The 26,467-nt window shown below is 38.5% G+C and carries 20 protein-coding genes, 1 tRNA gene and 1 pseudogene; 18 read left to right on the plus strand and 4 right to left on the minus strand.

Annotated features, from left to right (window positions below; genetic code table 11):
• The 13 genes and pseudogenes from ACFIKY_RS05740 to ACFIKY_RS05800 all read left to right on the plus strand — a co-directional run.
• Positions 1-65: pseudogene (locus ACFIKY_RS05740) on the plus strand (elongation factor Tu); the annotation flags it as partial.
• Positions 66-112: 47 nt separating this feature from the next.
• A tRNA-Trp gene (locus ACFIKY_RS05745) sits at positions 113-188 on the plus strand.
• 204 nt (positions 189-392) lie between these two features.
• Positions 393-605, plus strand: coding sequence for a preprotein translocase subunit SecE (secE, locus tag ACFIKY_RS05750; RefSeq protein WP_375636240.1), 213 nt, complete (start codon positions 393-395; stop codon positions 603-605).
• A gap of 20 nt (positions 606-625) precedes the next feature.
• Positions 626-1,156 carry a transcription termination/antitermination protein NusG gene (gene nusG / locus ACFIKY_RS05755; protein WP_012755024.1) on the plus strand — a complete coding sequence of 177 codons (531 nt, stop codon included), beginning with the start codon at positions 626-628 and terminating at the stop codon, positions 1,154-1,156.
• 149 nt (positions 1,157-1,305) lie between these two features.
• Positions 1,306-1,734, plus strand: coding sequence for a 50S ribosomal protein L11 (gene rplK, locus ACFIKY_RS05760; RefSeq protein WP_273723157.1), 429 nt, complete (start codon positions 1,306-1,308; stop codon positions 1,732-1,734).
• A gap of 4 nt (positions 1,735-1,738) precedes the next feature.
• Positions 1,739-2,443, plus strand: coding sequence for a 50S ribosomal protein L1 (gene rplA, locus ACFIKY_RS05765; RefSeq protein ID WP_375636241.1), 705 nt, complete (start codon positions 1,739-1,741; stop codon positions 2,441-2,443).
• Positions 2,444-2,801: 358 nt separating this feature from the next.
• Positions 2,802-3,320 carry a 50S ribosomal protein L10 gene (gene rplJ / locus ACFIKY_RS05770; RefSeq protein ID WP_375636243.1) on the plus strand — a complete coding sequence of 173 codons (519 nt, stop codon included), beginning with the start codon at positions 2,802-2,804 and terminating at the stop codon, positions 3,318-3,320.
• A gap of 101 nt (positions 3,321-3,421) precedes the next feature.
• The gene (gene rplL, locus ACFIKY_RS05775; protein ID WP_012755028.1) at positions 3,422-3,793 is read left to right on the plus strand and encodes a 50S ribosomal protein L7/L12; all 372 of its coding nucleotides are present in this window, start codon (positions 3,422-3,424) and stop codon (positions 3,791-3,793) included.
• 291 nt (positions 3,794-4,084) lie between these two features.
• Positions 4,085-8,233, plus strand: a complete 4,149-nt coding sequence (gene rpoB, locus ACFIKY_RS05780) for a DNA-directed RNA polymerase subunit beta (protein ID WP_375636245.1) — start codon at positions 4,085-4,087, stop codon at positions 8,231-8,233.
• Between the two features lie 171 nt (positions 8,234-8,404).
• Positions 8,405-12,616, plus strand: a complete 4,212-nt coding sequence (gene rpoC / locus ACFIKY_RS05785; protein WP_375636247.1) for a DNA-directed RNA polymerase subunit beta' — start codon at positions 8,405-8,407, stop codon at positions 12,614-12,616.
• A gap of 473 nt (positions 12,617-13,089) precedes the next feature.
• Complete coding sequence (locus tag ACFIKY_RS05790; RefSeq protein WP_375636248.1) at positions 13,090-13,476, plus strand: MerR family DNA-binding transcriptional regulator; 387 nt, start codon at positions 13,090-13,092, stop codon at positions 13,474-13,476.
• A 207-nt stretch (positions 13,477-13,683) separates the two neighbouring features.
• Complete coding sequence (locus ACFIKY_RS05795) at positions 13,684-14,373, plus strand: nitroreductase (protein WP_375636250.1); 690 nt, start codon at positions 13,684-13,686, stop codon at positions 14,371-14,373.
• Positions 14,374-14,718: 345 nt separating this feature from the next.
• Positions 14,719-16,110, plus strand: coding sequence for an L-serine ammonia-lyase (locus ACFIKY_RS05800; RefSeq protein ID WP_375636252.1), 1,392 nt, complete (start codon positions 14,719-14,721; stop codon positions 16,108-16,110).
• 1,749 nt (positions 16,111-17,859) lie between these two features.
• Here the strand turns inward: ACFIKY_RS05800 and ACFIKY_RS05805 are convergent.
• Both ACFIKY_RS05805 and ACFIKY_RS05810 read right to left on the minus strand, forming a co-directional pair.
• Positions 17,860-18,138: a hypothetical protein gene (locus ACFIKY_RS05805; protein ID WP_375626277.1), complete on the minus strand. Its 279-nt coding sequence runs from the start codon at positions 18,136-18,138 to the stop codon at positions 17,860-17,862.
• 32 nt (positions 18,139-18,170) lie between these two features.
• Entirely contained in the window at positions 18,171-19,520 is a 1,350-nt protein-coding gene (locus tag ACFIKY_RS05810; protein ID WP_375636254.1) for a D-alanyl-D-alanine carboxypeptidase, read from the minus strand.
• A 234-nt stretch (positions 19,521-19,754) separates the two neighbouring features.
• Between ACFIKY_RS05810 and clpS the strand changes: the two genes are divergently transcribed.
• Positions 19,755-20,126: an ATP-dependent Clp protease adapter ClpS gene (gene clpS, locus ACFIKY_RS05815; RefSeq protein ID WP_375636340.1), complete on the plus strand. Its 372-nt coding sequence runs from the start codon at positions 19,755-19,757 to the stop codon at positions 20,124-20,126.
• 6 nt (positions 20,127-20,132) lie between these two features.
• Positions 20,133-22,484 carry an ATP-dependent Clp protease ATP-binding subunit ClpA gene (clpA, locus tag ACFIKY_RS05820; protein WP_375636256.1) on the plus strand — a complete coding sequence of 784 codons (2,352 nt, stop codon included), beginning with the start codon at positions 20,133-20,135 and terminating at the stop codon, positions 22,482-22,484.
• Positions 22,485-22,491: 7 nt separating this feature from the next.
• Here clpA and ACFIKY_RS05825 read toward each other — a convergent pair whose 3' ends face one another.
• Together ACFIKY_RS05825 and ACFIKY_RS05830 are read right to left on the minus strand one after the other, a co-directional pair.
• The gene (locus tag ACFIKY_RS05825) at positions 22,492-22,914 is read right to left on the minus strand and encodes an HIT family protein (RefSeq protein ID WP_012755038.1); all 423 of its coding nucleotides are present in this window, start codon (positions 22,912-22,914) and stop codon (positions 22,492-22,494) included.
• Between the two features lie 134 nt (positions 22,915-23,048).
• Entirely contained in the window at positions 23,049-23,510 is a 462-nt protein-coding gene (locus tag ACFIKY_RS05830; RefSeq protein ID WP_375607219.1) for a RidA family protein, read from the minus strand.
• Between the two features lie 145 nt (positions 23,511-23,655).
• Here ACFIKY_RS05830 and ACFIKY_RS05835 point away from each other — a divergent pair, with 145 nt between their 5' ends.
• The 3 genes from ACFIKY_RS05835 to tsf all read left to right on the plus strand — a co-directional run bounded on the left by ACFIKY_RS05835 (position 23,656) and on the right by tsf (position 26,465).
• On the plus strand, positions 23,656-24,492 hold the full coding sequence (locus ACFIKY_RS05835; RefSeq protein WP_375636258.1) for a cell envelope integrity EipB family protein: 837 nt from the start codon (positions 23,656-23,658) through the stop codon (positions 24,490-24,492).
• A gap of 167 nt (positions 24,493-24,659) precedes the next feature.
• On the plus strand, positions 24,660-25,439 hold the full coding sequence (gene rpsB / locus ACFIKY_RS05840) for a 30S ribosomal protein S2 (protein ID WP_012755041.1): 780 nt from the start codon (positions 24,660-24,662) through the stop codon (positions 25,437-25,439).
• 102 nt (positions 25,440-25,541) lie between these two features.
• Positions 25,542-26,465 carry a translation elongation factor Ts gene (tsf, locus tag ACFIKY_RS05845; protein WP_375636260.1) on the plus strand — a complete coding sequence of 308 codons (924 nt, stop codon included), beginning with the start codon at positions 25,542-25,544 and terminating at the stop codon, positions 26,463-26,465.
• Positions 26,466-26,467 lie beyond the last annotated feature (2 nt).

Raw genomic sequence — 26,467 nt, forward strand, 5'->3', positions numbered from 1 at the left:
GTTTTGCTATTCGTGAAGGTGGTCGTACTGTTGGTGCCGGTATCGTCTCTAAGATCATTGAATAAATAATGCTTGTTAAAGGGATGTTAAAAGTGTTTTAGTTTTGAGAGTTAGGGGTATAGCTCAGTTGGTAGAGCGGCGGTCTCCAAAACCGCAGGTCGCGGGTTCAAGTCCTGCTGCCCCTGCCAAAGGGGAATAGAATTTTACATATAAGGGAGTGGATTTTGCTGCCTTTTTCGCTTTTTTTGATATAGGGCTTGTTTTTTTGTGTATGAAACGGTATTGAATAAAAAGTGAGGAAATTGCATAAGTCTGAAAGTTGGCTTTTGCATTTCTTTCTGTTTATTTTTTTGTATAAAACACAATAGGGCTAGAGAGAGTATAGTGTGACGATGGCATCTAAAACCAATCCGATTACCTTTTTGAAGCAGGTTTATGCAGAAACAATTAAAGTGAAATGGCCTACACGTCGTGAGACGGTTATTTCTACTGTTATGGTTTTGTTGGTAACTGCGTTGGCTTCAGCTTTCTTTTTTATTGTGGATCAGGTTATGAATTTTGGTGTTTGGCGGGTTATTGATCTTCTGAAATATCTTTTTAGTTGAGAATGTAAGGAAGTGTGACTGTGGCAGCTCGTTGGTATATTGTTCAGGCATATTCAAATTTTGAAAAGAAAGTAGCGGAAGCTATTGATAAGGAAGCAAAGCAAAAAGGACTTGATCATCTTTTTGAAAAGATTTTTGTTCCAACAGAGCGTGTTGTAGAGGTTCGTCGTGGACGTAAAGTTGATGCTGAGCGGAAATTTTTTCCTGGTTATGTTCTTGTTCGTGCTGAGTTAACAGATGAAGTTTATCATCTTATTAAGAATACGCCTAAAGTGACAGGTTTTTTAGGATCGGATGCGCGTCCTGTTCCCATTTCTGATCGAGAGGTTGAGCAAATTCTCAAACAAGTTCAAGAAAGGGTTGAGTCTCCAAAGTCTTCTGTATTGTTTGAGGTTGGAGAGCAGGTTCGTGTTGCTGATGGTCCTTTTGTTTCGTTTAATGGAATTGTTCAAGAGGTTGAAGAAGAGCGCTCTCGTCTTAAGGTTGAAGTGCTTATTTTTGGGCGTCCTACGCCTGTTGATTTGGAATTTGGTCAGGTTGAAAAACTCTGATTAAACTTAGAGTAGTTTTAATTACTTTAAGGAAGGAGTGGGAGGTGATTTATGGCTTTTGTCGGCTTAATGATCCGAACCACGTGACTGCGGCGGGTAATGGGCAAGATAAATTGTCAGTATACCAGTGAAATTAAAGGCAGATTGTTATGGCAAAAAAAAGTATAGGTCAGCTTAAGTTGCAGGTTCCTGCAGGAGCTGCTACTCCATCTCCACCGATTGGTCCAGCTCTTGGGCAACGCGGTATTAATATCATGGAATTTTGTAAGGCGTTTAATGCAGCTACACAAGAAATGGAAAAGGGAGCACCGATTCCAGTTGTTATTACGTATTACCAAGATAAGTCTTTCACATTTTCTCTCAAGACGCCTCCTGTATCATTCTTTTTAAAGAAGGAAGCAAACCTGAAATCTGGTTCAAAAGAGCCTGGTAAAGTGTCTGTAGGAAGCATTTCTCGCGATAAAATTCGTTCGATTGCGGAATCAAAAATGAAAGATCTTAATGCGAATGACATTGAGGCAGCAATGCGTATGGTTGAAGGTTCTGCTCGCTCGATGGGCTTGGAAGTGGTGGGCTAATATTATGGCAAAAGTAGCAAAAAGAATAAAAAATATCCGAAAAGATATTGATTTTAATGAACTTTACGCTTTAAAAGATGCCGTTTCAATGGTTAAGGAGCGTGCGGTTGCTAAGTTTGATGAAACAATCGAAATTTCAATGAACTTGGGTGTTGATCCTCGTCATGCTGATCAAATGGTTCGAGGAGTTGCTCATTTGCCTAATGGAACAGGAAGAAATATTCGTGTTGCCGTTTTTGCTCGTGGGGATAAGGCTGAGGAAGCTAAGGCGGCAGGAGCTGATATTGTAGGGGCTGAAGATTTGTTTGAAAGCATTAATGGAGGGACTATAGACTTCGATCGTTGTATTGCAACACCAGACATGATGCCTCTTGTTGGTCGTCTTGGTAAGATTCTTGGTCCGCGGAGTTTGATGCCGAATCCGAAAGTTGGTACTGTAACACTTGATGTTGCCGGTGCTGTCAAAGCTTCTAAAGGTGGTGCTGTTGAGTTTCGTGTGGAAAAAGCTGGTATTGTGCATGCTGGTATTGGTAAGGCTTCTTTTGGTGTTGAAAAAATCGTAGAAAATATAAAGGCCTTTGCAAGTGCAGTTATTAAAGCCAAACCGCAAGGTGCAAAAGGTGAGTATATTAAGCGCGTTGCTGTTTCTTCGACTATGGGAATTGGTGTTAAAGTTGATCCAGCAACGGTTCGTTCAGAGCTAGTGTAAGCTGATTTATAATTTTATTTTGGGGTATGTGAATATCAAAATTGTATTTAAAATGCTGGTTTTGATCAGCATTTAGCTATCTAAGCTTTATAGGGCTTAGGTTATACCGGAAGAAATTCCGGAATATCCTGTCCGAGATTGTAGGTGATGCTTTTAAGTATCTTAATCAAAAAAAACCTGCATGAGACTGGGGTAAAAACTGAGAGTTAAAAGACTTAAAGGGTTTGAGCCAAGGTTGCCTTTGATCGTTATGCGTGAAAAAGGGGACAGGATCCTCATCGGTGACATGAAGTATTTTATGTTATCAAAGGTAACCAACAGGTTTGTTTTAAGCAAATCTGTTAAATGGAGAGAGACAGTGAATAGAGCGGAGAAACGCGAATTTGTTACATGGCTTAACGAGGCTTTTCGAAAGTCTGGTTCTGTTGTTGTTGCACATTATTCCGGTCTGACAGTTTCACAGATGAATGATCTACGTTCGAAAATGGGTGAAGCTGGCGGTGCCGTTAAAGTCGCCAAAAACCGTCTTGCTAAAATCGCTCTTCAGGGCACGGAATCTGAATCGATAGTGGGTTTGTTTACTGGACAAACACTTATTGCTTATTCAGAAGATCCAATCACAGCACCGAAAGTTGCTGTTGATTTTGCGAAAAGCAATGACAAATTTGTCATCCTTGGCGGTTCAATGGGTGCAACAAGTTTAACTGTAGATGCTGTGAAGTCATTGGCTTCATTGCCTTCATTAAACGAGTTGCGTGCAAAACTTGTGGGTATGATTTCTACCCCTGCGACCCGTATTGCACAGGTTGTTAATGCTCCTGCTGGTCAGGTTGCACGTGTCATTGGAGCATATGCCCAGAAGGATAAGGCGGCTTAAGGCTGTTTGTATTCACGTTTATGGAAGGGCTTTAATGCTTTTCTGTTTTTTTGGATAAGATTTAATAATGGTTCAAATCTTTTAATTGAAGGAATTTAAAAATGGCTGATCTAGAGAAGATCGTAGAAGACCTTTCTAATCTAACCCTTTTGGAAGCCGCTGAGCTTTCTAAGTTACTTGAAGAGAAGTGGGGAGTTTCGGCTGCTGCTCCTGTAGCTGTCGCTGCTGTTGCTGGTGCTGCTGCTCCAGCTGCTGAAGAAAAAACAGAATTTGATGTTATTCTTGTTGAAGGTGGCGCGCAAAAAATTAATGTTATTAAGGAAGTTCGTGCTCTTACTGGACTTGGTCTTAAAGAAGCTAAAGATCTGGTTGAAGGGGCACCTAAGCCTATTAAAGAGGGTGCTTCTAAAGAAGAAGCAGAAAAAATTAAATCTCAACTTGAAGCTGCTGGTGCTAAAGTAGAACTTAAGTAAATTTAATTTTATCGGCGGGCATTTATGTTCGCCGATTTTCTTTCTCTTAATACAAAGAGGAAAAATAATGAGTAAAAAAACCTTTTCCCAACGGTTTCGTAACAATAATGGGATAGGTTTGCACTATCCGTCCCTTCATCATAGAGTCAAAAAGATAAATGGCTTATGTTGATGGGGAAAGTTAAAGATGCTCAATATTGAGTATCAAGTGAACTGGTCTGCATATGCAGGTTAATGATATAAGGCTTTCAAGGTTGGTCTACCTTGAAGAGTAAAGATCAAGGAGCGACGATGGCTCAGACTCACGCAATGATGTCTCAATTCAATGGTCGTAAGCGCGTACGCAAATTTTTTGGTAAGATTCCTGAAGTAGCAGAAATGCCGAATCTTATTGAGGTTCAAAAAGCGTCATACGATCAGTTTCTCATGGTTGAGGAACCGAAAGGTGGACGACCAGATGAAGGTTTGCAAGCTGTTTTTAAATCGGTTTTTCCTATTTCAGATTTTTCCGGTACAGCTATGCTTGAGTTTGTTGGTTATGAATTTGATTTACCGAAATTTGATGTTGAGGAGTGCCGTCAACGTGATTTAACTTATGCTGCCCCATTAAAGGTCATATTACGTTTGATTGTTTTTGATGTTGATGAGGATACTGGCTCCAAAGATATCAAAGACATTAAAGAGCAAGGCGTTTATATGGGCGATATGCCTTTAATGACGACGAATGGTACCTTTATTGTTAATGGTACGGAACGTGTTATTGTTTCGCAGATGCATCGTTCTCCTGGTGTCTTTTTTGACCATGATAAAGGAAAGTCCCATTCATCAGGAAAGCTTCTTTTTGCTGCTCGTGTTATTCCGTATCGTGGTTCTTGGCTTGATATTGAGTTTGATGCTAAGGACATCATTTATGCACGTATTGATCGACGGCGCAAGATTCCTGTTACTAGTCTTTTGATGGCACTGGGTATGGATGCGTCAGATATTTTATCGACGTTTTATGATAAAGTGCCTTATGAGCGTGATGGAGAAGGATGGCGAGTTCCTTATTCTGTTGATCGCTTTAAAGGAATGAAGCTCATTTCTGACCTTATAGATGCAGATAGTGGTGAAGTCGTCGCGGAGGCTGGTAAAAAATTAACAGTTCGTACTGCGAAGTCTTTGGCAGAAAAAGGACTTAAAGCGGTTAAAGTTAGTGAAGATGATTTATTAGGTTGTTATCTAGCCGAAGATATCGTCAATTACGAAACAGGTGAAATTTACCTTGAAGCTGGTGATGAAATTGACGAAAAAGTATTAAAAGTTTTGCTTGATGTTAGTGCTGATCAAATCAATATCCTTGATATTGATCACATGAATATTGGCGCTTATATCCGCAATACTTTAAAGGTGGATAAAAATGAAAGTCGGCAGGATGCGTTATTTGATATTTACCGAGTGATGCGTCCAGGTGAGCCCCCAACAATCGATACAGCAGAAGCAATGTTCCATTCATTGTTTTTTGATCCAGAGCGTTATGATCTTTCAGCCGTTGGGCGTGTTAAGATGAATTTGCGTATGGATCTTGATTGTCCAGATACAGTTCGCATTTTACGCCAAGAGGATATTCTCGCTGTTGTTAAGATGTTGGTTGAATTGCGTGATGGTCGTGGCGAAATTGATGATATTGATAATCTTGGCAACCGTCGCGTTCGTTCCGTTGGGGAGTTAATGGAAAATCAATATCGCATTGGTCTTCTTCGTATGGAGCGTGCGATAAAAGAGCGTATGTCATCGGTTGAAATTGATACAGTTATGCCACAGGATTTGATCAATGCAAAGCCTGCTGCAGCAGCAGTTCGTGAGTTTTTTGGGTCTTCGCAATTGTCGCAGTTTATGGATCAAACTAATCCATTGTCGGAGATTACCCATAAGCGCCGTCTTTCTGCTCTTGGTCCAGGTGGTTTGACTCGTGAACGTGCGGGTTTTGAAGTCCGTGACGTACATCCTACGCATTATGGTCGTATTTGTCCCATTGAAACACCAGAAGGCCCCAATATTGGTCTGATTAACTCCTTAGCAACATTTGCGCGAGTTAACAAATATGGCTTTATTGAAAGCCCATATCGAAAAATTGTTGATGGAAAAGTCACAAAAGAAGTTATTTATCTTTCAGCGATGGAAGAAGCAAAGCATTATGTCGCTCAAGCTAATTCGTCATTAGATAGTGAAGGTCGTTTTACAGAAGAGTTTGTTGTTTGCCGTCATGCTGGTGAAGTTTTAATGGCGCCGCGTGATCATGTTGATTTGATGGATGTTTCACCAAAACAGTTGGTTTCAGTTGCAGCAGCGCTTATTCCTTTTTTGGAAAATGATGATGCGAATCGTGCGCTTATGGGATCGAACATGCAGCGTCAGGCAGTTCCTCTTGTACGTGCTGAAGCGCCATTTGTTGGGACGGGAATGGAAGCCATTGTTGCGCGCGATTCAGGAGCTGCTGTGAGTGCAAAACGTAGTGGTGTTGTTGATCAAGTCGATGCTACCCGTATTGTTATCCGTGCAACAGAAGATTTAGATCCTTCAAAATCAGGCGTTGATATTTACCGCCTACAGAAATTTCAGCGTTCTAATCAGTCCACTTGTATTAATCAGCGTCCTCTTGTACATGTCGGTGATAGGGTAGAGAAAGGTGATATCATTGCAGATGGTCCATCCACGGATCTTGGTGATTTAGCTCTTGGGCGGAATGTTCTCGTAGCCTTTATGCCTTGGAATGGATACAATTATGAAGATTCTATTTTGTTATCCGAGCGCATTGTTGCTGATGATGTTTTTACTTCAATTCATATTGAGGAATTTGAAGTTGCAGCACGCGATACAAAACTTGGGCCTGAGGAAATTACGCGCGACATTCCTAATGTTGCGGAAGAAGCGTTAAGAAATCTTGATGAAGCTGGCATTATTTATATTGGTGCTGAAGTTCAACCAGGTGATATTTTAGTTGGAAAGATTACCCCAAAAGGTGAAAGTCCCATGACGCCGGAAGAAAAGCTTCTGCGTGCAATTTTTGGGGAAAAGGCATCCGATGTTCGTGATACTTCTATGCGTATGCCTCCTGGAACTTTTGGTACTGTTGTTGAAGTTCGCGTTTTTAATCGCCATGGCGTGGAAAAAGATGAACGTGCGATGGCAATTGAGCGTGAAGAAATTGAGCGTTTAGCAAAAGACCGTGATGATGAGCAGTCTATTCTTGATCGCAATGTTTATGCGCGCCTTACTGATATGTTGACAGGTAAAGTTGCTGTAGAAGGTCCGAAAGGCTTTTCGGGCAGCAAAAAGCTTGATAGTACAGTAATGGGGCATTATCCACGATCCCAGTGGTGGCAATTTGCTGTTGAGGATGAAAAGCTTCAAAATGAAATTGAAGCTTTGCGCAAGCAATATGATGAATCAAAAGAAGCATTACAACGTCGCTTTATGGATAAAGTTGAAAAGGTCCAAAGAGGTGATGAAATGCCTCCTGGTGTCATGAAAATGGTGAAGGTTTTTGTGGCTGTGAAGCGCAAAATCCAACCAGGTGATAAGATGGCAGGACGTCACGGGAATAAGGGTGTTGTTTCACGTATTCTTCCCGTAGAAGATATGCCATTTCTTGAAGATGGGACTCATGCTGATATCGTCTTGAATCCGCTTGGTGTGCCTAGTCGTATGAATGTTGGACAAATTCTTGAGACGCATCTTGGTTGGGCATGTGCGGGGATGGGCAAGAAGATTGGTGATTTGTTAGAATTGTATCAAGAGACTGGGGATATATTGCCGTTGCGTCAGCGTATTGAAAATCTTATGCCTGATGATAATCAAAATGAACCAGTCCGTCAGTATGATAATGAAAGCCTTTACAAATTGGCATTACAGATGAAGAAAGGGGTTTCAATTGCAACGCCTGTTTTTGATGGAGCACATGAGTCTGATATTAACATGATGCTGGAGGACGCAGGCTTAGATAGTTCAGGGCAGGTTACGCTTTATGATGGTCGTACTGGAGAGCCTTTTGATCGTCCAGTAACGGTAGGATATATTTACATGTTGAAATTGCATCACCTTGTTGATGATAAGATTCATGCACGTTCTATTGGTCCCTATTCACTTGTTACGCAGCAGCCATTAGGAGGTAAGGCACAGTTTGGTGGTCAGCGTTTTGGTGAAATGGAGGTTTGGGCACTTGAAGCTTATGGTGCTGCATATACTTTGCAGGAGATGCTAACAGTAAAATCAGATGATGTGGCTGGTCGAACGAAAGTCTATGAGGCAATTGTGCGTGGTGATGATACATTTGAGGCGGGTATACCCGAAAGCTTTAATGTGTTGGTAAAAGAAATGCGCTCACTTGCTCTTAATGTGGAGCTTGATGATGCGCGCGAATTTATTGCACAGCGGGCATTGTCTGATACAGCAGAATAATAATTCAAGGAGCGCAGTAGAAAAAGACTGCGCTCTGATTGCTTTAAGAGTTTCAATAACCTTATTAAGGTTATACAGGTCATTTTTAAAAGTAAATGTATTTTAAAGAAGATCTGTTATAAAAAAATGAGATATTACAACAGGTTCTAAGAATCTTTGAAGGAGAACAGCATGAACCACGAGGTCATGAATCTTTTCAATCCTCAAGCGCCAGCGCAGACATTTGACTCTATTCGCATTTCTATTGCGAGTCCTGAGAAAATTTTGTCCTGGTCGTATGGTGAGATTAAGAAGCCTGAGACTATTAATTATAGGACTTTTAAACCAGAGCGTGATGGTCTTTTTTGTGCACGTATATTTGGCCCTATTAAAGACTATGAATGTCTATGTGGCAAATATAAACGCATGAAGTATAAGGGCATTATTTGTGAAAAATGCGGTGTAGAGGTTACTCTTTCGCGCGTACGTCGTGAGCGTATGGGGCATATTGAACTTGCGGCACCTGTTGCGCATATATGGTTTCTTAAATCATTACCAGGTCGTATTTCTACACTTTTAGATTTAACTTTAAAAGATATTGAGCGGGTTCTTTATTTTGAGAATTATATTGTAACCGAACCAGGATTGACATCTCTTAAGCTCCATCAGCTTCTTTCTGAAGAAGAATATATGCTTGCTATTGATGAGTTTGGAGAAGATCAGTTTACAGCTATGATTGGCGCTGAAGCTATTTACGAGCTTTTAGCTGGTATGGAGTTAAATAAAATCGCCAATGATTTGCGTCTCGAATTAGCTGAAACAACTTCAGAGTTAAAGCAGAAAAAACTGATTAAACGACTTAAAATCGTTGAAAATTTTCTTGAATCTGGAAATAAGCCAGAGTGGATGATTATGAAAACAATTCCGGTTATTCCACCGGATTTGCGTCCATTGGTTCCGCTTGATGGTGGGCGTTTTGCGACATCAGATCTGAATGATCTTTATCGGCGGGTTATTAATCGTAATAACCGCTTGAAACGGCTGATTGAATTGCGTGCTCCTGGAATTATCGTGCGCAATGAAAAGCGTATGGTACAAGAAGCTGTTGATGCATTGTTTGATAATGGACGGCGTGGGCGTGTGATTACTGGAGCCAATAAACGTCCTCTCAAGTCCCTATCAGATATGTTGAAGGGTAAGCAAGGACGTTTTCGTCAGAACTTACTTGGGAAGCGTGTTGATTACTCGGGGCGTTCTGTTATCGTGACGGGTCCTGAATTAAAATTGCATCAATGTGGTCTTCCCAAAAAAATGGCTCTTGAATTGTTTAAGCCTTTTATTTATGCGCGGCTTGATGCAAAAGGCTATTCATCAACGGTAAAGCAGGCAAAGAAGCTTGTTGAAAAAGAACATCCAGAAGTTTGGGATATCTTGGATGAGGTTATTCGTGAACACCCTGTTTTACTCAACCGTGCGCCAACATTGCACCGTTTGGGGATTCAGGCTTTTGAACCTATCTTAATTGAAGGCAAAGCTATTCAACTTCATCCACTGGTGTGTACTGCTTTTAATGCGGATTTTGATGGAGATCAGATGGCGGTTCACGTTCCGCTTTCTCTTGAAGCACAGCTTGAAGCTCGTGTTTTGATGATGTCGACCAATAATATTCTTCATCCGGCCAATGGTGCCCCAATTATTGTTCCCTCACAGGATATGGTCCTTGGTCTTTATTATCTTTCAATTGTTTCTGAAAAAGAACCAGGTGAAGGAATGGCTTTTTCTGACATAGGTGAGCTTCATTATGCCTTGGAAAATAAGGTTGTAACGCTTCATACGAAGATTAAAGGCCGTGTTAAGAATATGGGGAAGGATGGAAAAGAAGTTTCTAAACTTTATGATACGACACCTGGTCGTTTGATTATCGGTGAGCTTTTGCCAAGAAATTCGGATATCTCATTTGATATTGTCAATCAAGAAATGACGAAAAAGAATATTTCTAAAATGATTGATCATGTTTATCGGCACTGTGGACAAAAAGAGACGGTTATTTTTTGCGACCGTATTATGCAGCTTGGCTTTTCTTATGCTTGTCGTGCAGGAATTTCATTCGGTAAGGATGATATGGTTATTCCTGATAGTAAGTCGCGTTTAGTTGCAGAGACAGAAGCTTTGGCTAAGGAGTATGAACAGCAATATAATGATGGTTTGATTACACAAGGTGAAAAATACAATAAGGTTGTAGATGCTTGGGGTAAATGTACAGATCGCGTTGCAGATGAAATGATGAAACGTATTCAAGCCGTCGATTTTGATCCTAAAACAGGTCGTCAACGGCCGATGAATTCGATCTATATGATGTCGCATTCTGGGGCACGTGGTTCTGCTAACCAGATGAGACAATTGGCCGGTATGCGTGGATTAATGGCAAAACCATCGGGTGAAATTATTGAAACCCCCATTATTTCAAATTTTAAAGAAGGTCTAACTGTTAATGAATACTTCAATTCCACGCATGGTGCACGTAAAGGACTTGCTGATACTGCGTTAAAGACGGCGAACTCTGGTTATTTAACACGGCGTCTTGTTGATGTTGCACAGGATGCTATTATTTCAGCAGTTGATTGTGGTACCGCAAAAGGGCTTACCATGCAGCCAATTGTTGATGCAGGACAAATTGTTGCCTCCCTTGGGCAAAGGATTCTTGGTCGTACAGCGCTTGTTGATATTCTACATCCTGTCTCTGGAGAGGTTATCCTTGAAGGTGGAGCGATGATTGAGGAAGCTGATGTCGCGAAGATTGAAGAAGCTGGAATTCAATCTGTTCAAATTCGTTCTGCTTTAACATGTGAAACACGTCTTGGTGTTTGTGCAAAATGCTATGGTCGTGATTTGGCGCGTGGAACACCTGTTAATCAGGGAGAAGCCGTTGGTGTTATTGCTGCTCAATCCATTGGTGAACCGGGAACACAGCTTACTATGCGTACTTTCCACTTAGGAGGAACTGCGCAGGTTGTTGATTCATCTTATTTAGAGGCATCTTATGAAGGTAAGGTGGAGATTCGTAATCGTAATGTGGTTCGTAACTCTGAAGGACATTTGGTGGTGATGGGGCGTAATATGGCTATCCTTATCAAGGATGAGTTAGGAAAAGAGCGCGTTGTACATCGTGTTAGCTATGGTGCCCATATTTTTGTTGATGATGGTGATATGGTTAAACGTGGCCAACGTATAGCAGAATGGGATCCTTACACACGTCCAATTTTAACGGAAGTTGAAGGCTATGTGGGTTTTGAAGATATGATTGATGGTTTATCTGTCACTGAAACAGCTGATGAATCTACGGGTATTACGAAGCGTTTGGTGATTGATTGGCGCGCTAATCCACGTGGTGCGGATCTTAAACCAGCCATTATTATCCATGCAGATAAAGAAGGTGAATCCATTGCTAAATTGTATAAGGGAGGTGAAGCGCGTTATATGATGTCAGTGGAAACTATTCTTTCTGTTGAGCTTGGTGCTCATGTTAAGGCTGGTGATGTTATTGCTCGTTTGCCAATGGAAAGTGCCAAGACGAAAGATATTACGGGTGGTTTACCACGTGTGGCTGAGCTTTTTGAAGCGCGTCGTCCAAAGGATCATGCGATTATTGCTGAAGTAAGTGGTACGATTCGATTCGGCCGTGGTTATAAGAATAAACGTCGTATCATTATTGAACCAAATGATGAAACTCTTGAGGCAGTAGAATATTTGATTCCAAAAGGTAAGTTGTTTCACTTCCAAGAAGGTGATCAAATTGAAAAGGGAGATTATATCCTTGATGGTAATCCAGCACCTCATGATATCTTGGCGATTAAGGGGGTTGAAGCTTTGGCATCTTATCTTGTTAATGAGATTCAGGAGGTTTATCGTTTGCAGGGAGTTCTTATTAATGACAAGCACATTGAAGTGATTGTTCGTCAAATGTTGCAAAAAGTTGAAATTACTGAATCTGGAGATTCTGGTTATATTCCAGGTGATAATGTTGATCGTATTGAACTTGATGAAATCAATGATAATTTGATTGCAGAAGGGAAGAAACCTGCCTCTGGTAATCCCATTCTTCTTGGAATTACAAAAGCTTCTCTTCAAACGCCTTCTTTCATTTCGGCGGCATCGTTTCAGGAAACAACACGTGTTCTTACTGAAGCAGCAGTTTCTGGTAAAATTGATACTTTGCAAGGACTTAAAGAGAACGTTATTGTCGGTCGTCTTATTCCAGCAGGTACGGGTGGTACGATTTCTCAAATCCGTCGTATTGCTGCAGTTCGTGATGATTTGATTGTAGATGAGCAGCGTAAGTCTAGTAATAACGAAGTGGCTAAGGCTATGTTGACAAATATGACAACCCAAGCAGTTGCTGAATAATTTAAATATAACATCACATAATAAAAAAACGTCTGAACTTTCTATTCAGACGTTTTTTTATTTCGAAATGCAGAAGTTGCATATTTTCCTGAAAAATATCAAAAATTATAAGGCAATAGTTATTTTAAACATCTTTAGTAGCTTATTGTTTTGTAATTATGTGAAACTCAAAAGCCATATTCAAGGAAAAGAGTTGGTTATCTACAAATCAAATAATGATTGATTTTGAATTTTAGGAAAATTGTTGATTGATATCTTTTATAAAGATTTTAAAGGACTTATAATGAAAGATCGATAGTCTTTTTTATAATCTAAAAAATAATTGATTCTCTACTATACAATACTTGTATGACAAGAATGTATCTTCTTCTAAATTAGAATGCAGGAGAGTAGAGATTAGGGTGCTCACTAAGTATTATAAAAAATAGACATATTTCTTATCACAATGTGATCTATGAAGACAGAATAAAAAAATGCACGAATATTATTCAATTGGAAAATTAACACGTGAGTTTTCAATAACAGCTCGGACTTTGCGTTATTATGAAGAAGAGGGACTTCTTATTCCTTTTCGGCGTGGAAATACACGGCTTTATACACAAACGGATCGTCATAAGTTAAAACAAATTCTGCGTGCTAAAAGAGTTAAATTTTCGTTTTCTGAAATATCTGATATGTTGACAATGGTTGGAAAACCACCTGATGATGAGAAAAAGCTTAAGAAATTAATTGCAGGAATTCATAAAAAACGAGCTGATTTAAAGCAGATGCAGAATGATATTGATGATCTTCTACAGGATTTAGAACGAATTGAGGAGAGTTTTTTTGAGAGCTTAGCGGAGTTGGGGGTTAATCATTGATTATAAAATTTATTTCATCTGCTTTTAGACAATTTTTTTCTATTAAAAGAGATGTGTTATACTATCTCTAAGGGGAATCTTTAACACTACGTGAAATGTGTAAGTTATTTAAAGAAATAGAGTGTTCGAAAAAAGCTGCGAAGGTATTTTCGCAATATATTGTCCTTGATAAGTAAAAAATTATTTTTCATAAAGAAAGTAAAAACAATGGCAGTCTCTCCTATGAGTGTTTTTCAATCTATTTTATCACGAAAGTCAATTCGCGCTTTTACTGATCAGCCAGTTAGTTTGGAAACAATCAAAGAAATCTTAAAACTTGCAGCACGTGCACCATCTGGAACAAATATTCAGCCATGGCAAGTGATTGTGCTTACAGGAAGTGTATTACAGAAAGTAGGGCAAGAGCTTTCACAACTTGTGCTTTCAGGTGTAAAAGGAGAGCGTGAGTATAGTTATTATCCACGTCAGTGGCGTGAGCCTTATATTTCAAGGCGTCGAAAAGTTGGTTTGGATCTTTATCAGAGTCTTGGAATTCAAAAAGGTGATGAAGAAAAAGTACTTCATCAAAAGGCGCGAAATTTTTTATTTTTTGATGCACCTGTAGGACTCTTATTTACAATGGATCATGACATGGAAATGGGGAGTTGGCTTGATTTGGGTATGTTTATGCAGACCATTATGTTAGCTGCACGTGGATTTGGATTAGATACCTGTCCTCAAGCTGCTTTTGCTGATTATCATAAACAGATTCGTACGCTTTTATCTATTCCTTCTGATCGCCATATTATCTGTGGTATGGCACTTGGTTATCGCGATATGAGTGCTCCAGAAAACAATTTTGAGACAGAACGCGAACCGTTAGAAAACTTTGTACGTTTCATTGAAACATACCCATAAAATATTTTATATAATTAAGCATACGTTTTGAAGAACTTGGTGCATTATAAAAAATATTTCCGATAAGAATTTCGCATCCTTATTGAATTTTAATATTGCATATTAACACTTATTTTACTACGTTTGAAACATTAAGAGCGGTGGCTCTAGGGGCATTGTCCGTTTTTTGAAGGTGAGTCTAATGGAAAACACTATAGAGAGAAAGTGTTGGGTGGTAGCAAGACGAGCGACATTCGTGTTTATTGCTGTCATTTTTTTAGTTTATCTCGCAGTTTGATTTTAAACGGGACAAACGTTATGAAAAAGCATATATGCTCAAGCTGTACTATAGTTTTGAGGTGATACGTGTTTCTATCTGTTTTTGAACTTTTTAAAATTGGGATTGGTCCTTCTAGCTCACATACGATGGGACCGATGACAGCTGCTAATATGTTTTTGCAAAAGATAGGAGATTTTTCTCAGTCGTCTGATATTCAAGTTTCTCGTATACGTGTTTATCTTTATGGTTCTTTAGCTTTCACGGGTATTGGTCATGCAACAGATAGGGCTATCATATTAGGACTTTTAGGAGAAAAAGCTTCTACTGTTGATCCTGATAGCATGGGAGGGTTGTTAGAAAAAGTTATACGTGAAAAAAAAGTGCAACCAGAAGGCCATCTCGCTTATCAGTTTGATGTGCAGCGTGATCTTATTTTTGAACGAAAGAAAATTCTCCCAGGACATACAAATGGACTAGCCTTTGAAGGACTTAATACTGATGGGAATGTTCTGTTGCGGCAGATTTATTATTCTATCGGTGGTGGCTTTGTTGTGACTGAGGATGAATTAAGCCATATGAATGATAATATACAACCAGAAACATTAGAGGTGCCATATCCATTTGATTCTGCTGGTGCAATGTTATCAATGGCAGAAAAATCAGGACTTTCAATTGCTGAAATGAAGCGCTTAAATGAAGAAACAAAGATAGAGCGTTCTTCTCTTGATACAGGGCTTGATGAAATTTTTTCAGCGATGACAAATTGCATTGATAGAGGTCTTTCACAAGAAGGTGAGTTGCCTGGTGGATTGCGTGTTCTAAGGCGTGCTAAAAAGCTGCATGAAACGCTTTTGGAAAATCAAAAGAAAAATCGCAATTATCCACTTTGGGCAAATGATTGGCTTTCGGTATATGCTATAGCAGTCAATGAGGAAAATGCAGCAGGTGGTCGTGTTGTTACAGCTCCAACAAATGGGGCAGCTGGAGTTGTCCCAGCAGTTTTGCGTTATTATCTTCAATTTAATGATGATTCAGATCGAGAGGGAATACATAATTTTCTATTAACGGCAGCAGCTATAGGCGGTGTTATCAAACATAATGCCTCTATTTCTGGTGCAGAAGTTGGGTGTCAAGGTGAAGTTGGAACGGCATCTTCAATGGCCGCAGCAGGGTTGACCGCAGCGTTAGGTGGAACGCCAGCTCAAATTGAAAATGCGGCAGAAATTGCGCTTGAACATCATTTGGGAATGACATGTGATCCTGTTGCAGGTCTTGTACAAGTTCCTTGTATTGAGCGTAATGCAATGGGAGCTGTTAAGGCGGTAACGGCTTCTTCTCTTGCATTATATGGTAATGGAGATCATTTTGTTTCTCTTGATGCTTGTATAGAAACAATGCGCCAGACTGGTCATGATATGAGTGAACGCTATAAAGAGACAAGTAAAGGTGGTCTTGCAGTCAATACAATATCTTGTTAGGAGCTGAAACATTTTTCAATCCATAACTGGAATTTTTGGGAGGGGGATCGTATTTCCTGATAAAGCTTATGTTTTTTTGTTACTTATAAATCAAAATTCCACTTTAATGAAACAGCAGCTTGAAATAAATTTGAGATGATTCAGTGTTTTCTTAACGAATAGTAGCTTTGGCATGCAAGTTTGGAGGGGGAGTAGTATCAGTATCTATCTGATTTGTCTCTAAAATGGGAAAAAAGTCTAATTTAGAAAAAATAAAAAAGCGTAAAGTAAAATTAGTGATCAGTCTGCCATTATTTTTTAGCTGGGTTTTATGGCTTTTAAAAGTTTCCATAGCCATATCTTTTAAGTAATGGAAGATTATGCCTGAGTATCCAAGGAAAATTTGTGTTAAATCTGAATAATTATGATGAGGAGAGAGAATTTTAAAGATTTTAATTTTTAGAAGTGAAGATCTTTTGATACCTAGTATGGTAAAAAATACCTTGAAAAGAAATGCTAATTTACAATAATTAAGAGATATATTGGAAATATCTTTTTTATTTATAAATTCTGTACCGTCAAAAAAACTAAAATAAATAATAGCATATACATTAAAAAATATTTATCAAAATTCTCATGAGAATAGAATGCACACGATAGAACATTATCGTGTTACTCATTCATGAGTTTGCTTTAAAGAAATATCTCTCAACGCTCCCAAACTCATTTCGCGATGGCACCTGTGAATGGTATAACAGTAAATCCATTGAGCTATCCCCATCTTTATGCTTAATAAAAAGAGTATGCTGGCACGATTATACACTTTACCAGCCCCCCCTTGTATGGGGACCAAAGCCCTTGGCATTTGAAACGGTTCATTATAGGCATTTTGAGTTTTTTTGGTGCGGTCTCACGCCACACACTAATCTCGCTCGTAATATGCAAGAGAACGGTTTGGATTGATTCAACATAAACAAATTTCAAATGAGAGAATCTTACGATATTCGAGATTTTTATCTAACATGCAAAATAATGAACTATCTTTATAAATCAGTATCTTACATATGAATAGTATAATGTAAGTTTTCCATGAATGGTATAAAACCTATAGAGTATTAGCATCTTTATTTATAGAGGGAGAAAACCAGCACTATCATCCTTTTTTATAGTTTAATGCCAATCTTGCTCGTGATGAGCAAGCGAACGATTTTGACTGATTGAATATAAGAAGGAAAATAAGAGAATTTTACGAAAACCTCTTATTCAATATGCAAAAAATAAATTATAAATTAAAATCTTATGGAAATCGTTATCATGATATTTAATCTGATAATTTCTTTTACGTTTTTTCATCGATAGTATTTGTTGTATTTTCCAATTTTCTTTGTCTGTTGAAAGAAATAAAAGTAAGAGGAGTTAGATTATTTTTTACAGCGTTTATGTTGTAAGGGGGACCGTTATTAAGAGGGACTTCCTTTATTGAACTTTTACAATAATCCCTAAAATGATAAGTTTTCATCCAATGAAGCTATTCATTTTTTCCAAAAAGATATCAAGGATAATTTTTATATTAAATCCAAAAGTGAAAAAATATTGGGTGTTTTTTTATGTCTTTAATAATGGTTTTATTGAAAGCTTGGAGGTATTGGATAGTTGGAAAAGCTGTCAGCACAATTCCATAATAAGAAAAAAGTATGTTTATCAAAGGAGTTTCTAAGGCTGTAGATAATGGTTAATAATAAAATAATTTTTTAGAGATGGTCTGTAGAATTAAATATTTGTTGCTCCTAGACGGATTTTGATAGGCACATTACCAGTTTGGCTAGCAACGCGTAAATGAATGCGTACAGGAGGCATTATGAGACGACGGTTGCGTATTGTTTGGCAAATGAGAAGGTTAACAAGAGATTGTGTATCTAATGCCGTCGAATTATATTTTAAACCAGTAAGTTTTGCGGCAGCATCGTGAAGAGAACGCAATGAAAGGAGGGATGATTGCTTCAATAAAATTTCTTTTTTATGGAATGAAGCAAAAGCATTATCTGTCATAATACTATCCTTAACGCAGAATTCAAAAATTTTTAGTAGGCTACAGTATAGCAGTTAAAATTTGCTTTCTTTAATGTAGAGCAAGCATCAAATGCAGCTTTTTTTGATTGAAACCCTGTAAAGCGCGCTCGGTAATAACGCTGCCCATTTTTTTCAAACAGTTGCATGTGTGAAGATGCGTGCTTTAAAGTAGAAAAAGCTATATTTTTTGCTTTTAAAAGTAAAGTTTTTGCTTGTTCTTCACTAGGAAGAGAACCAATTTGGATAGCCCATCCGGCATTTGTGGACAAAGAGGCTGTTACAATTTTATGAGTCTCAACCGGTATAGTTTTTTGAGGGTTTGGTATTGGTATAATTACCTTATTTACAGCCGTTATTGCGGTATTGGAGTTTTTAGGTTGTTCTGCAAATGCTGTCAACATAGTCGAAATTTCATCATCAAAATTACTTGAATCAGCTTTAATAGTCGGTATAGGAGTATTGGCGCCAGTCGGTAAGTGATAGCGTACAGAAGCCATTAAACGTTCACCACTTTTCATTTGGCTTGCTTTGGGCAAATATTGATTCAATAGGCTAGCCATATGCTCGTCACGTGCAGTAGATGATTTCCCTCCCATAACAACAGCGACAACAGAGCGCCCATCAAGACGCATTGAAGTTGCTAAATTAGAACCTGACATTTGTGTGTATCCTGTTTTAATTCCATCGACACCTTTCATTATTTTAACGAGTTTATTGTGGCTGTTAATTTTATGCCCACGGAAATTAAAACTTTTTGTTTTGAACAATTTATATTGTTTTGGAAAATGTTTACGTAAAGCTAATGACAAAGTCGCTATATCTCGTGCTGTAGAATAATTGTGCACATCCGGAAGTCCTGAAGCATTTGCGAAATGTGTATGTTTCATGCCAAGTTTACGAGCTTTTACAGTCATCATTTGAGCGAATTTTTTTTCACTACCTCCAAGATATTCTGCAATGGCAGCAGCAACATCATTTGCGGATCTTGTAATGAGTGCTTTAGCTGCTGATTCTGCAGAAATTGTTTGGCCTGCTTTAAACCCAATTTTTGTCGGTGGACGCATTGCTGCATAATGTGAAACGGGAATTGGTGTATTTGGTGTCACACGACGCATCTGCATAGCTTCAAAGAGTAAGTACAATGTCATCATCTTTGTTAAAGAAGCAGGATAACGTTTCAGTGTTGCATTGGCTTGAAATAGAGTTTTTCCCGTAGTAGCATCTATAACAATAGCCGCATACTTATCAGGATAGGCTCCTTGAGGTGTAGCTGATGCCCAACAGTAAGAAAAAGCTAACACAACAAAAGAAATTGCTATTGTTTTACAGTAGCGCATAATTTTTTGATAATTAATATACACTTGCAGTATCCTATTTCTCCATTTATCCTGAAAAACTTCTATAAAGCTTCCTTTTCTGTAATTTGTTGATGCAGTTTAGACGAATGGTATTACTAATTTGTTTACAGAAGTTATTTTATGAGTGAGTGATTGAAGTCTAACCATAGAGGGAATCTTTTTCTAATACATACAGGTATTGCAATAGTCATGAAAGAATTTAAAATTAATAAAAAATGTGCTGCATGGAAAACGATAATGGGACAGATCCTCATAATAAACTCTATAGCTCATATTATGCATAATGAAAAGGGCAAGAATTGGGATGAAGTTAGGCATGGTGCGGTTATAATACCTAAGGCTAGAGCAAAACTCGAAAAACCTAAATTATGTCGAGTTTTTTTGCTTAATGATGATTACACACCTATGGATTTTGTTGTTTTCGTTTTGAAGAACTTTTTTAAAAAAAGTTTCGAAGAGGCAACGCGAATAATGTTAAATGTTCATCACAGTGGGATAGGAGAATGTGGAACTTATACTTATGAAGTGGCTGAAATGAAAATATTACAAGTGAGGGAATGTGCACGTCAAAATGAACATCCGTTACAATGTGTAATGGAATGGAAGTGAGGAATTATGCCATCTTTTACACCTAGTCTTGAAGAGGTTTTGCATCGTGCATTAACAATTGCTACTCAAGCACGGCATGAATACGCAACATTAGAGCATCTTCTACTTGCGCTATTAGATGATGCCGATGCAAATTCCGTTATTCAGGCTTGCCAGGTAGATGTAGAGGAATTGCGAGAGCGCTTAACCAATTATCTTCGCTCAGAGTTAGATGAACAGATTAGAGCTGATGAGGATACAAAGCCTACAGCTTTTTTCCAGCGTGTTATCCAACGTGCGGTGATTCATGCACAATCAGCTGGAAAAGATGAAGTGTCGGGGGCAAATGTTCTTGTTGCAATTTTTTCTGAACGTGAAAGCCATGCAGCATATTTTCTTCAAGAAATGGGAATGACACGCTATGATGCTGTACGTTTTATTTCGCATGGTATCACACGTGATGATGGGTTATCCATGTTACTTGAAGGACTTGAAGAGCAATTAGATCAGCAGATTTCGGATAATGGTGAAAGAGGAACAAGTGCTTTAACGAATTATTGTGTTGACCTCAATTGTAAAGCACTTAATGGAAAAATTGATTTATTAATTGGCCGTGAAATAGAAATTTCACGCATGATTCAGATTTTATGTCGAAGGTCAAAAAACAATCCGCTTTTGGTTGGTGATCCTGGAGTGGGGAAAACCGCTATAATTGAGGGATTAGCAAAGCGCATTGTTGATGGGCAAGTGCCTGAAGTTTTATCAAATGCAACAATATTTTCTCTTGATATGGGGGGACTTGTTGCTGGTACACGTTATCGCGGTGATTTTGAAGAACGCTTAAAGCAAGTTATTAAAGAGTTTGAGCTGTATCCAGATGCTATTTTATTTATTGATGAAATTCATACCTTAATTGGAGCAGGAGCGACATTAGGGGGAAATATGGATGCAGCAAATCTTTTAAAACCTGTATTATCTTCTGGAACTATGCGATGTATTGGTTCGACGACTTACAGAGAATATCGCAAATTCTTTGAACAAGATCGTGCTTTAGAGCGTCGTTTTCAGAAGATTGATATTAATGAACCTTCTGTTACAGATGCGATTAAGATTTTGCAGGGGATGAAGCCTTACTTTGAAGATTTTCATCAGATTAAATATACAGATCAGGCGATGAAGGCATCCGTAGAATTATCTTCACGTTATATAATTGACCGTAGGTTACCTGACAAAGCAATTGATATTATTGATGAAAGTGGCGCAGCGCAAAAGCTTTTGCCACAAAAACAACGCAAGAAGAGTATAGGTGTTAAAGAAATTGAGGCTACTGTTGCTACAATTGCAAGAATTCCACCAAAAACAGTTTCTCGGAATGATCAGAAGATATTGAGTAAGCTTGAAAGAGAACTCAAACATGTTGTTTATGGGCAAGATCAGGCAATTTCCGTCTTAGTTTCATCCATAAAATTGGCGCGAGCAGGTTTACGCGAACCGGATAAACCAATAGGAAGTTATTTATTTTCAGGACCAACAGGTGTAGGAAAAACTGAAGTTGCAAAACAGCTTGCATCATCTTTAGGCATTGAATTATTGCGTTTTGATATGTCAGAATATATGGAACGGCATACGGTAGCACGTTTAATCGGAGCTCCTCCAGGTTATATAGGGTTTGATCAAGGAGGTCTTCTTACAGATGCTGTTGATCAGAAGCCTCACGCAGTCCTATTGCTAGATGAGATTGAGAAAGCACATCCAGAGTTATTTAATATTTTATTGCAGGTAATGGATTATGGTAGATTAACAGATCATAATGGTAAGAAAATTGATTTCCGCAATGTTATTTTGATTATGACAACCAATGCTGGTGCTTCAGATATGGCAAAATCAGCTATTGGATTTGGGAAGGTACATCGTGATGGTGAGGATATAGAAGCAATCAATCGGTTATTTACACCAGAGTTTCGTAATCGGTTAGATGCAATTATTCCGTTTGCACCTTTATCTCATTTAATCATCAAGCAGATAGTGCAAAAATTTATTTTTCAGCTTGAAGCACAATTAGCTGATAGGGGAATTTGTTTTGAATTAAGCCCTTCTGCAACTTTATGGCTTTCCAATAAGGGATACGATTCTCAGATGGGAGCACGCCCATTAGGGCGTGTTATACAAGAATATATTAAAAAGCCATTAGCTGATGAAATTTTATTTGGAAAGTTACGCAACGGTGGCATTGTTCGCGTATTGACACAAAAATCAAATGGCAAAAAAGAAAGCTTACAGTTAGAAATTTCATCTTCCGATATATCTGCAAGTTCAAAGAAAAGTAAAATGGAAAATTTTACAAAAAAACGTGTAGGAAAAAAAAGCACAACAACTTAAGAGTGTGTTATAAGGCTGCACGGATTTTCTTTGCATTCTCTTCAAGTATTTCTGTAGGCGTTATTATATTATTATGAGGGGTAAGTTCTATTCCCTCCATACGTGGTATAATATGGAAATGGAGGTGATAAACGGTTTGTTGACTAGCTGCTTCATTAAATTGCATGACAGTTATGCCATCTGCTTGAAAGGCTTTTTTGACGGCATTTGCAATTTTTTGAACAGCTTTAATAACAGGAAATAATGTTTCAGTATCTGCATCAAGTAAGTTTCTAGAGCCTTTTTTAGGAATGACCAGCGTATGACCTGGTGCCTGTGGCATGATATCCATAAATCCAATAACATCATCATCTTCGTAGACACGAACAGAAGGGATTTCATTGCGAATCAATTTAGCAAAAATATTGTTATTATCATAAGCTTGTTTCATACAAATATTTCCTTTTATTGTAAGTTTAAGATTTTAATTAAAAACGAAAAAATACAAATTTTATCAGAGTGTAAGACAAAGAAGTATTTTGACTTTAGTTATATTTAGGATGGTGCACTGTATTATATAAAGGCTTAGATTTCTATGATGGCTTCAACTTCTACAGGAACATCCATAGGAAGAGAGGCAACACCAATAGCAGAACGGGCGTGTTTTCCAATTTCACCAAGAATATTGACGAATAAATTAGAAGCTCCATTGGCAACAAAAGGAATATCGGTAAAATGAGAATCTACAGCCACAAAAACAGTAATTTTTACCACACGTTTTATTTTATTTAAGTCACCCAGAGTTGCCTTGAGTTGAGCGAGAATATTGAGAGCGCAAGCTTCGGATGCTTTTTGGGCTTGTTCGGTATTCACAGTTGCACCAACTTTACCGATGGCTATTGGTTTTCCATTAATAAGAGGGAGTTGTCCAGAAATAAAGAGTTGATTGCCACTTTGTGAAGTGGTGATGTAATTGGCAAGGGGGGAGATTACTTCAGGAAGAGTGATTCCGAATTTCTCTAAGTTTTTTTCAATCATATTGGTCATAATTTAAACTCCATAGCTGCTCTATAATACATTCATTGTATAATCTATTTTTTGATTTAAGGAAATGTGTGGTTAATTGAGAAATTAGCCTTTTTTGCCTTATTGTATGATGTTATGCAACGGGGATAAAGTTTGGAATTTGGGAATGATTAGATCATTATTTATAATAATTTTATATATTGTTTTTTTATGTACAGCGAGAGCTGAAGAGCCTATTTTTATTGTGCCTCATCGAGCAATTTATGATTTTCATCTCGATAGCGTTTCTCATGACATGACAATTTCTGCGATGTCAGGGCGAATGGTTTACGAGCTTACTGGTTCGGCATGCCAAGGCTATAGCACACGTTTTCGTTTTATTAGTCGTGTTCACATTGAAGATATGCCGGTACGTTTAACGGATCAACAGACGACGAGTTATGAAACAGGAGATAGCCGTACATTTCGTTTTAATATTACAGATCAAGAGGGAGAAGAGGTTGCGCATCGTGCTGAGGGGGTCGCGGAGCGTACTCAAGATGGTATTACAGTTACCTTAAAAAAGCCAAAGGAAAAAGAGTATAAGCTTGCAATGGCTGAATTTCCAATGATGCAACTAAAAAATATTATCCGCCATGCAAAAGCAGGGCATCATTTTTACAATGCTACTGTATTTGATGGGACAAATAAAGCAGATAAAGTTATAAAAGAAAGTATCATCATAGGGGAAAAGAAGGCGCTTTTATCTGATAGCAAAACGGAAAAAGTGAGAAAATTGGATGAAGACGAATATTGGCCTGTTACAATTTCTTATTTTGATGATGGAGAAAATAAAGATGGTTTGCCGGTTTATCGTAGCAGTTTTCTCTTAAATGAGAATGGTATCATGCGTGATCTTCATATAGATTATGGAACTTTTTCAGTGCGTGCAAAATTGAACAGTCTCGAATTCTTGGAACTTGGAAAAGATCTTAATCAATGTGAAAATGCAAATATTAAATGATTAAAGAAAATGACTTGAAAAAGAATCAAATATTAGTATGTTTGCGCTATTCCACACGCGGAGTTTGGGTGTTTGCAAATAATTTGTGAGAAAATTCTAGCAAGCATCCGCCGGTAGTAGGTTTTCCTGCTTTTTCCGCGGAGGTTGAACCGGAAAGGATAAGATTTATGGCACTACCCGATTTTACTATGCACCAGCTTTTAGAAGCAGGTGTTCATTTTGGTCACCAGACTCATCGTTGGAATCCCAAAATGACTCCCTATATTTATGGTCAGCGTAATAATATCCATATTATTGACCTTGCTCAGACCGTTCCGCTTTTACACCAAGCGCTTAAACTTGTTTCAGATACTGTTGCGCGTGGTGGTCGTATTCTCTTTGTTGGTACGAAACGGCAAGCATCTGACATTATCGCTGATGCGGCGAATCGTTCTGCCCAGTATTACGTTAATGCACGCTGGCTTGGCGGCATGCTCACAAACTGGAAAACGATTTCCAATTCGATACATCGTTTGCGAAAGCTTGACAAAATTCTTGCTGCTGAGGCGCAAGGTTTTACCAAAAAAGAACGTTTAAATCTTGAACGTGACCGTGAAAAGCTTAATCGTGCGCTTGGTGGTATTAAAGATATGGGATCTGTTCCAGATCTTATATTTGTCATCGATACGAATAAAGAAAATATTGCCCTTCAGGAAGCAAAACGTTTAGGCATTCCTGTTATTGCTATTATTGATACAAATTGCGATCCTGATGATGTAACGCATCCGATACCAGGTAATGATGATGCTTCACGTGCAATTTCTCTTTATTGCGATCTTTTTGCTCGTGCCGCCCTTGATGGTATTGCACGCCAGCAAGGAGCAATGGGTATCGATTTAGGAGCTCAAGTTGATGCGCCTGTGGAGCCTATTTTGGAAGAAAATGCGGTTGCAGAAGTTTCTGAATAATATAAAACGCCTAATTAAGGTACTTTTATTGTCTAAAGAAGAAGTTATAGGCGTGCAGAGGGGTTTTGCACGCTTTCACTATTACAAAATAAAGAGGCAAATATGAGCATTACTGCTGCACAAGTAAAAGAACTTCGAGAACTATCTGGCGCTGGTATGATGGACTGTAAAGCCGCTCTAGCTGAAACCAGTGGTGATATGGAAGCTGCTGTTGATTGGCTTCGTAAAAAAGGAATAGCTAAAGCAGATAAAAAGGCCGGTCGTACAGCGGCTGAAGGATTAATCGGAGTCGTATCAAAAGATTTAAATGCGGTTTTGGTTGAGATTAATTCTGAAACAGATTTTGTTGCACGCAATGCCGGATTCCAAGATATCGTGCGCAATGTAGCAACTGCTGCTTTAGATACGCCAGGTGATGTTGAATCTGTTTCTGTTTCTCTTTATCCAGGTTCTGAGAAGACTGTAGAGCTTACGATTAAAGATGCAATTGGTACAATTGGCGAAAATATGACATTTCGTCGTTCCGCTAAATTGTCTGTTGAGAATGGTGTTGTTGCGACTTATATACACAATAGTGTAGCTGATGGTCTTGGTAAGCTTGGTGTTTTGGTTGCGATTGAAACAACAGGAAATAAAGGGGCTGCTCTTGCTTTTGGTCGGCAGGTTGCGATGCATATTGCAGCAACCAATCCCTTAGCGCTTACAGCACAAGATGTTGATGCTGCTGCTGTTGAACGTGAAAAAGCAATTTTTTCAGATCAAGCACGTCAGTCTGGAAAGCCTGAAAATATCATTGAAAAAATGGTAGAAGGACGTATGCGTAAGTTTTTTGAAGAGGTTGTTTTGCTTTCTCAAGCTTTCGTTATGAATCCTGATATGACTGTTGAGGCAGCTTTAAAGGATGCTGAAAAATCAATTGGCGCACCAGCAAAAATTACAGGCTTTATTCGTTTTGCATTGGGTGAAGGTGTGGAAAAAGAGGAGTCTGATTTTGCTGCAGAGGTTGCTGCTGCTGTAAAAGGCTAGTT

Source organism: Bartonella sp. CR127HXZ (assembly GCF_042194555.1).
Classification (GTDB): Bacteria; Pseudomonadota; Alphaproteobacteria; order Rhizobiales; family Rhizobiaceae; genus Bartonella; species Bartonella grahamii.

What these genes read in the sequence shown, in the direction of transcription:
- secE (WP_375636240.1), top strand. Translation starts at nt 393, where the DNA reads ATGGCATCTAAAACCAATCCGATTACCTTTTTGAAGCAGGTTTATGCA.
- rplK (WP_273723157.1), top strand. Translation starts at nt 1,306, where the DNA reads ATGGCAAAAAAAAGTATAGGTCAGCTTAAGTTGCAGGTTCCTGCAGGA.
- rplA (WP_375636241.1), top strand. Translation starts at nt 1,739, where the DNA reads ATGGCAAAAGTAGCAAAAAGAATAAAAAATATCCGAAAAGATATTGAT.
- rplL (WP_012755028.1), top strand. Translation starts at nt 3,422, where the DNA reads ATGGCTGATCTAGAGAAGATCGTAGAAGACCTTTCTAATCTAACCCTT.
- rpoB (WP_375636245.1), top strand. Translation starts at nt 4,085, where the DNA reads ATGGCTCAGACTCACGCAATGATGTCTCAATTCAATGGTCGTAAGCGC.
- rpoC (WP_375636247.1), top strand. Translation starts at nt 8,405, where the DNA reads ATGAACCACGAGGTCATGAATCTTTTCAATCCTCAAGCGCCAGCGCAG.
- ACFIKY_RS05790 (WP_375636248.1), top strand. Translation starts at nt 13,090, where the DNA reads ATGCACGAATATTATTCAATTGGAAAATTAACACGTGAGTTTTCAATA.
- ACFIKY_RS05795 (WP_375636250.1), top strand. Translation starts at nt 13,684, where the DNA reads ATGGCAGTCTCTCCTATGAGTGTTTTTCAATCTATTTTATCACGAAAG.
- ACFIKY_RS05805 (WP_375626277.1), bottom strand. Translation starts at nt 18,138, where the DNA reads ATGACAGATAATGCTTTTGCTTCATTCCATAAAAAAGAAATTTTATTG.
- clpS (WP_375636340.1), top strand. Translation starts at nt 19,755, where the DNA reads ATGGGACAGATCCTCATAATAAACTCTATAGCTCATATTATGCATAAT.
- clpA (WP_375636256.1), top strand. Translation starts at nt 20,133, where the DNA reads ATGCCATCTTTTACACCTAGTCTTGAAGAGGTTTTGCATCGTGCATTA.
- ACFIKY_RS05825 (WP_012755038.1), bottom strand. Translation starts at nt 22,914, where the DNA reads ATGAAACAAGCTTATGATAATAACAATATTTTTGCTAAATTGATTCGC.
- ACFIKY_RS05830 (WP_375607219.1), bottom strand. Translation starts at nt 23,510, where the DNA reads ATGACCAATATGATTGAAAAAAACTTAGAGAAATTCGGAATCACTCTT.
- ACFIKY_RS05835 (WP_375636258.1), top strand. Translation starts at nt 23,656, where the DNA reads ATGATTAGATCATTATTTATAATAATTTTATATATTGTTTTTTTATGT.
- rpsB (WP_012755041.1), top strand. Translation starts at nt 24,660, where the DNA reads ATGGCACTACCCGATTTTACTATGCACCAGCTTTTAGAAGCAGGTGTT.
- tsf (WP_375636260.1), top strand. Translation starts at nt 25,542, where the DNA reads ATGAGCATTACTGCTGCACAAGTAAAAGAACTTCGAGAACTATCTGGC.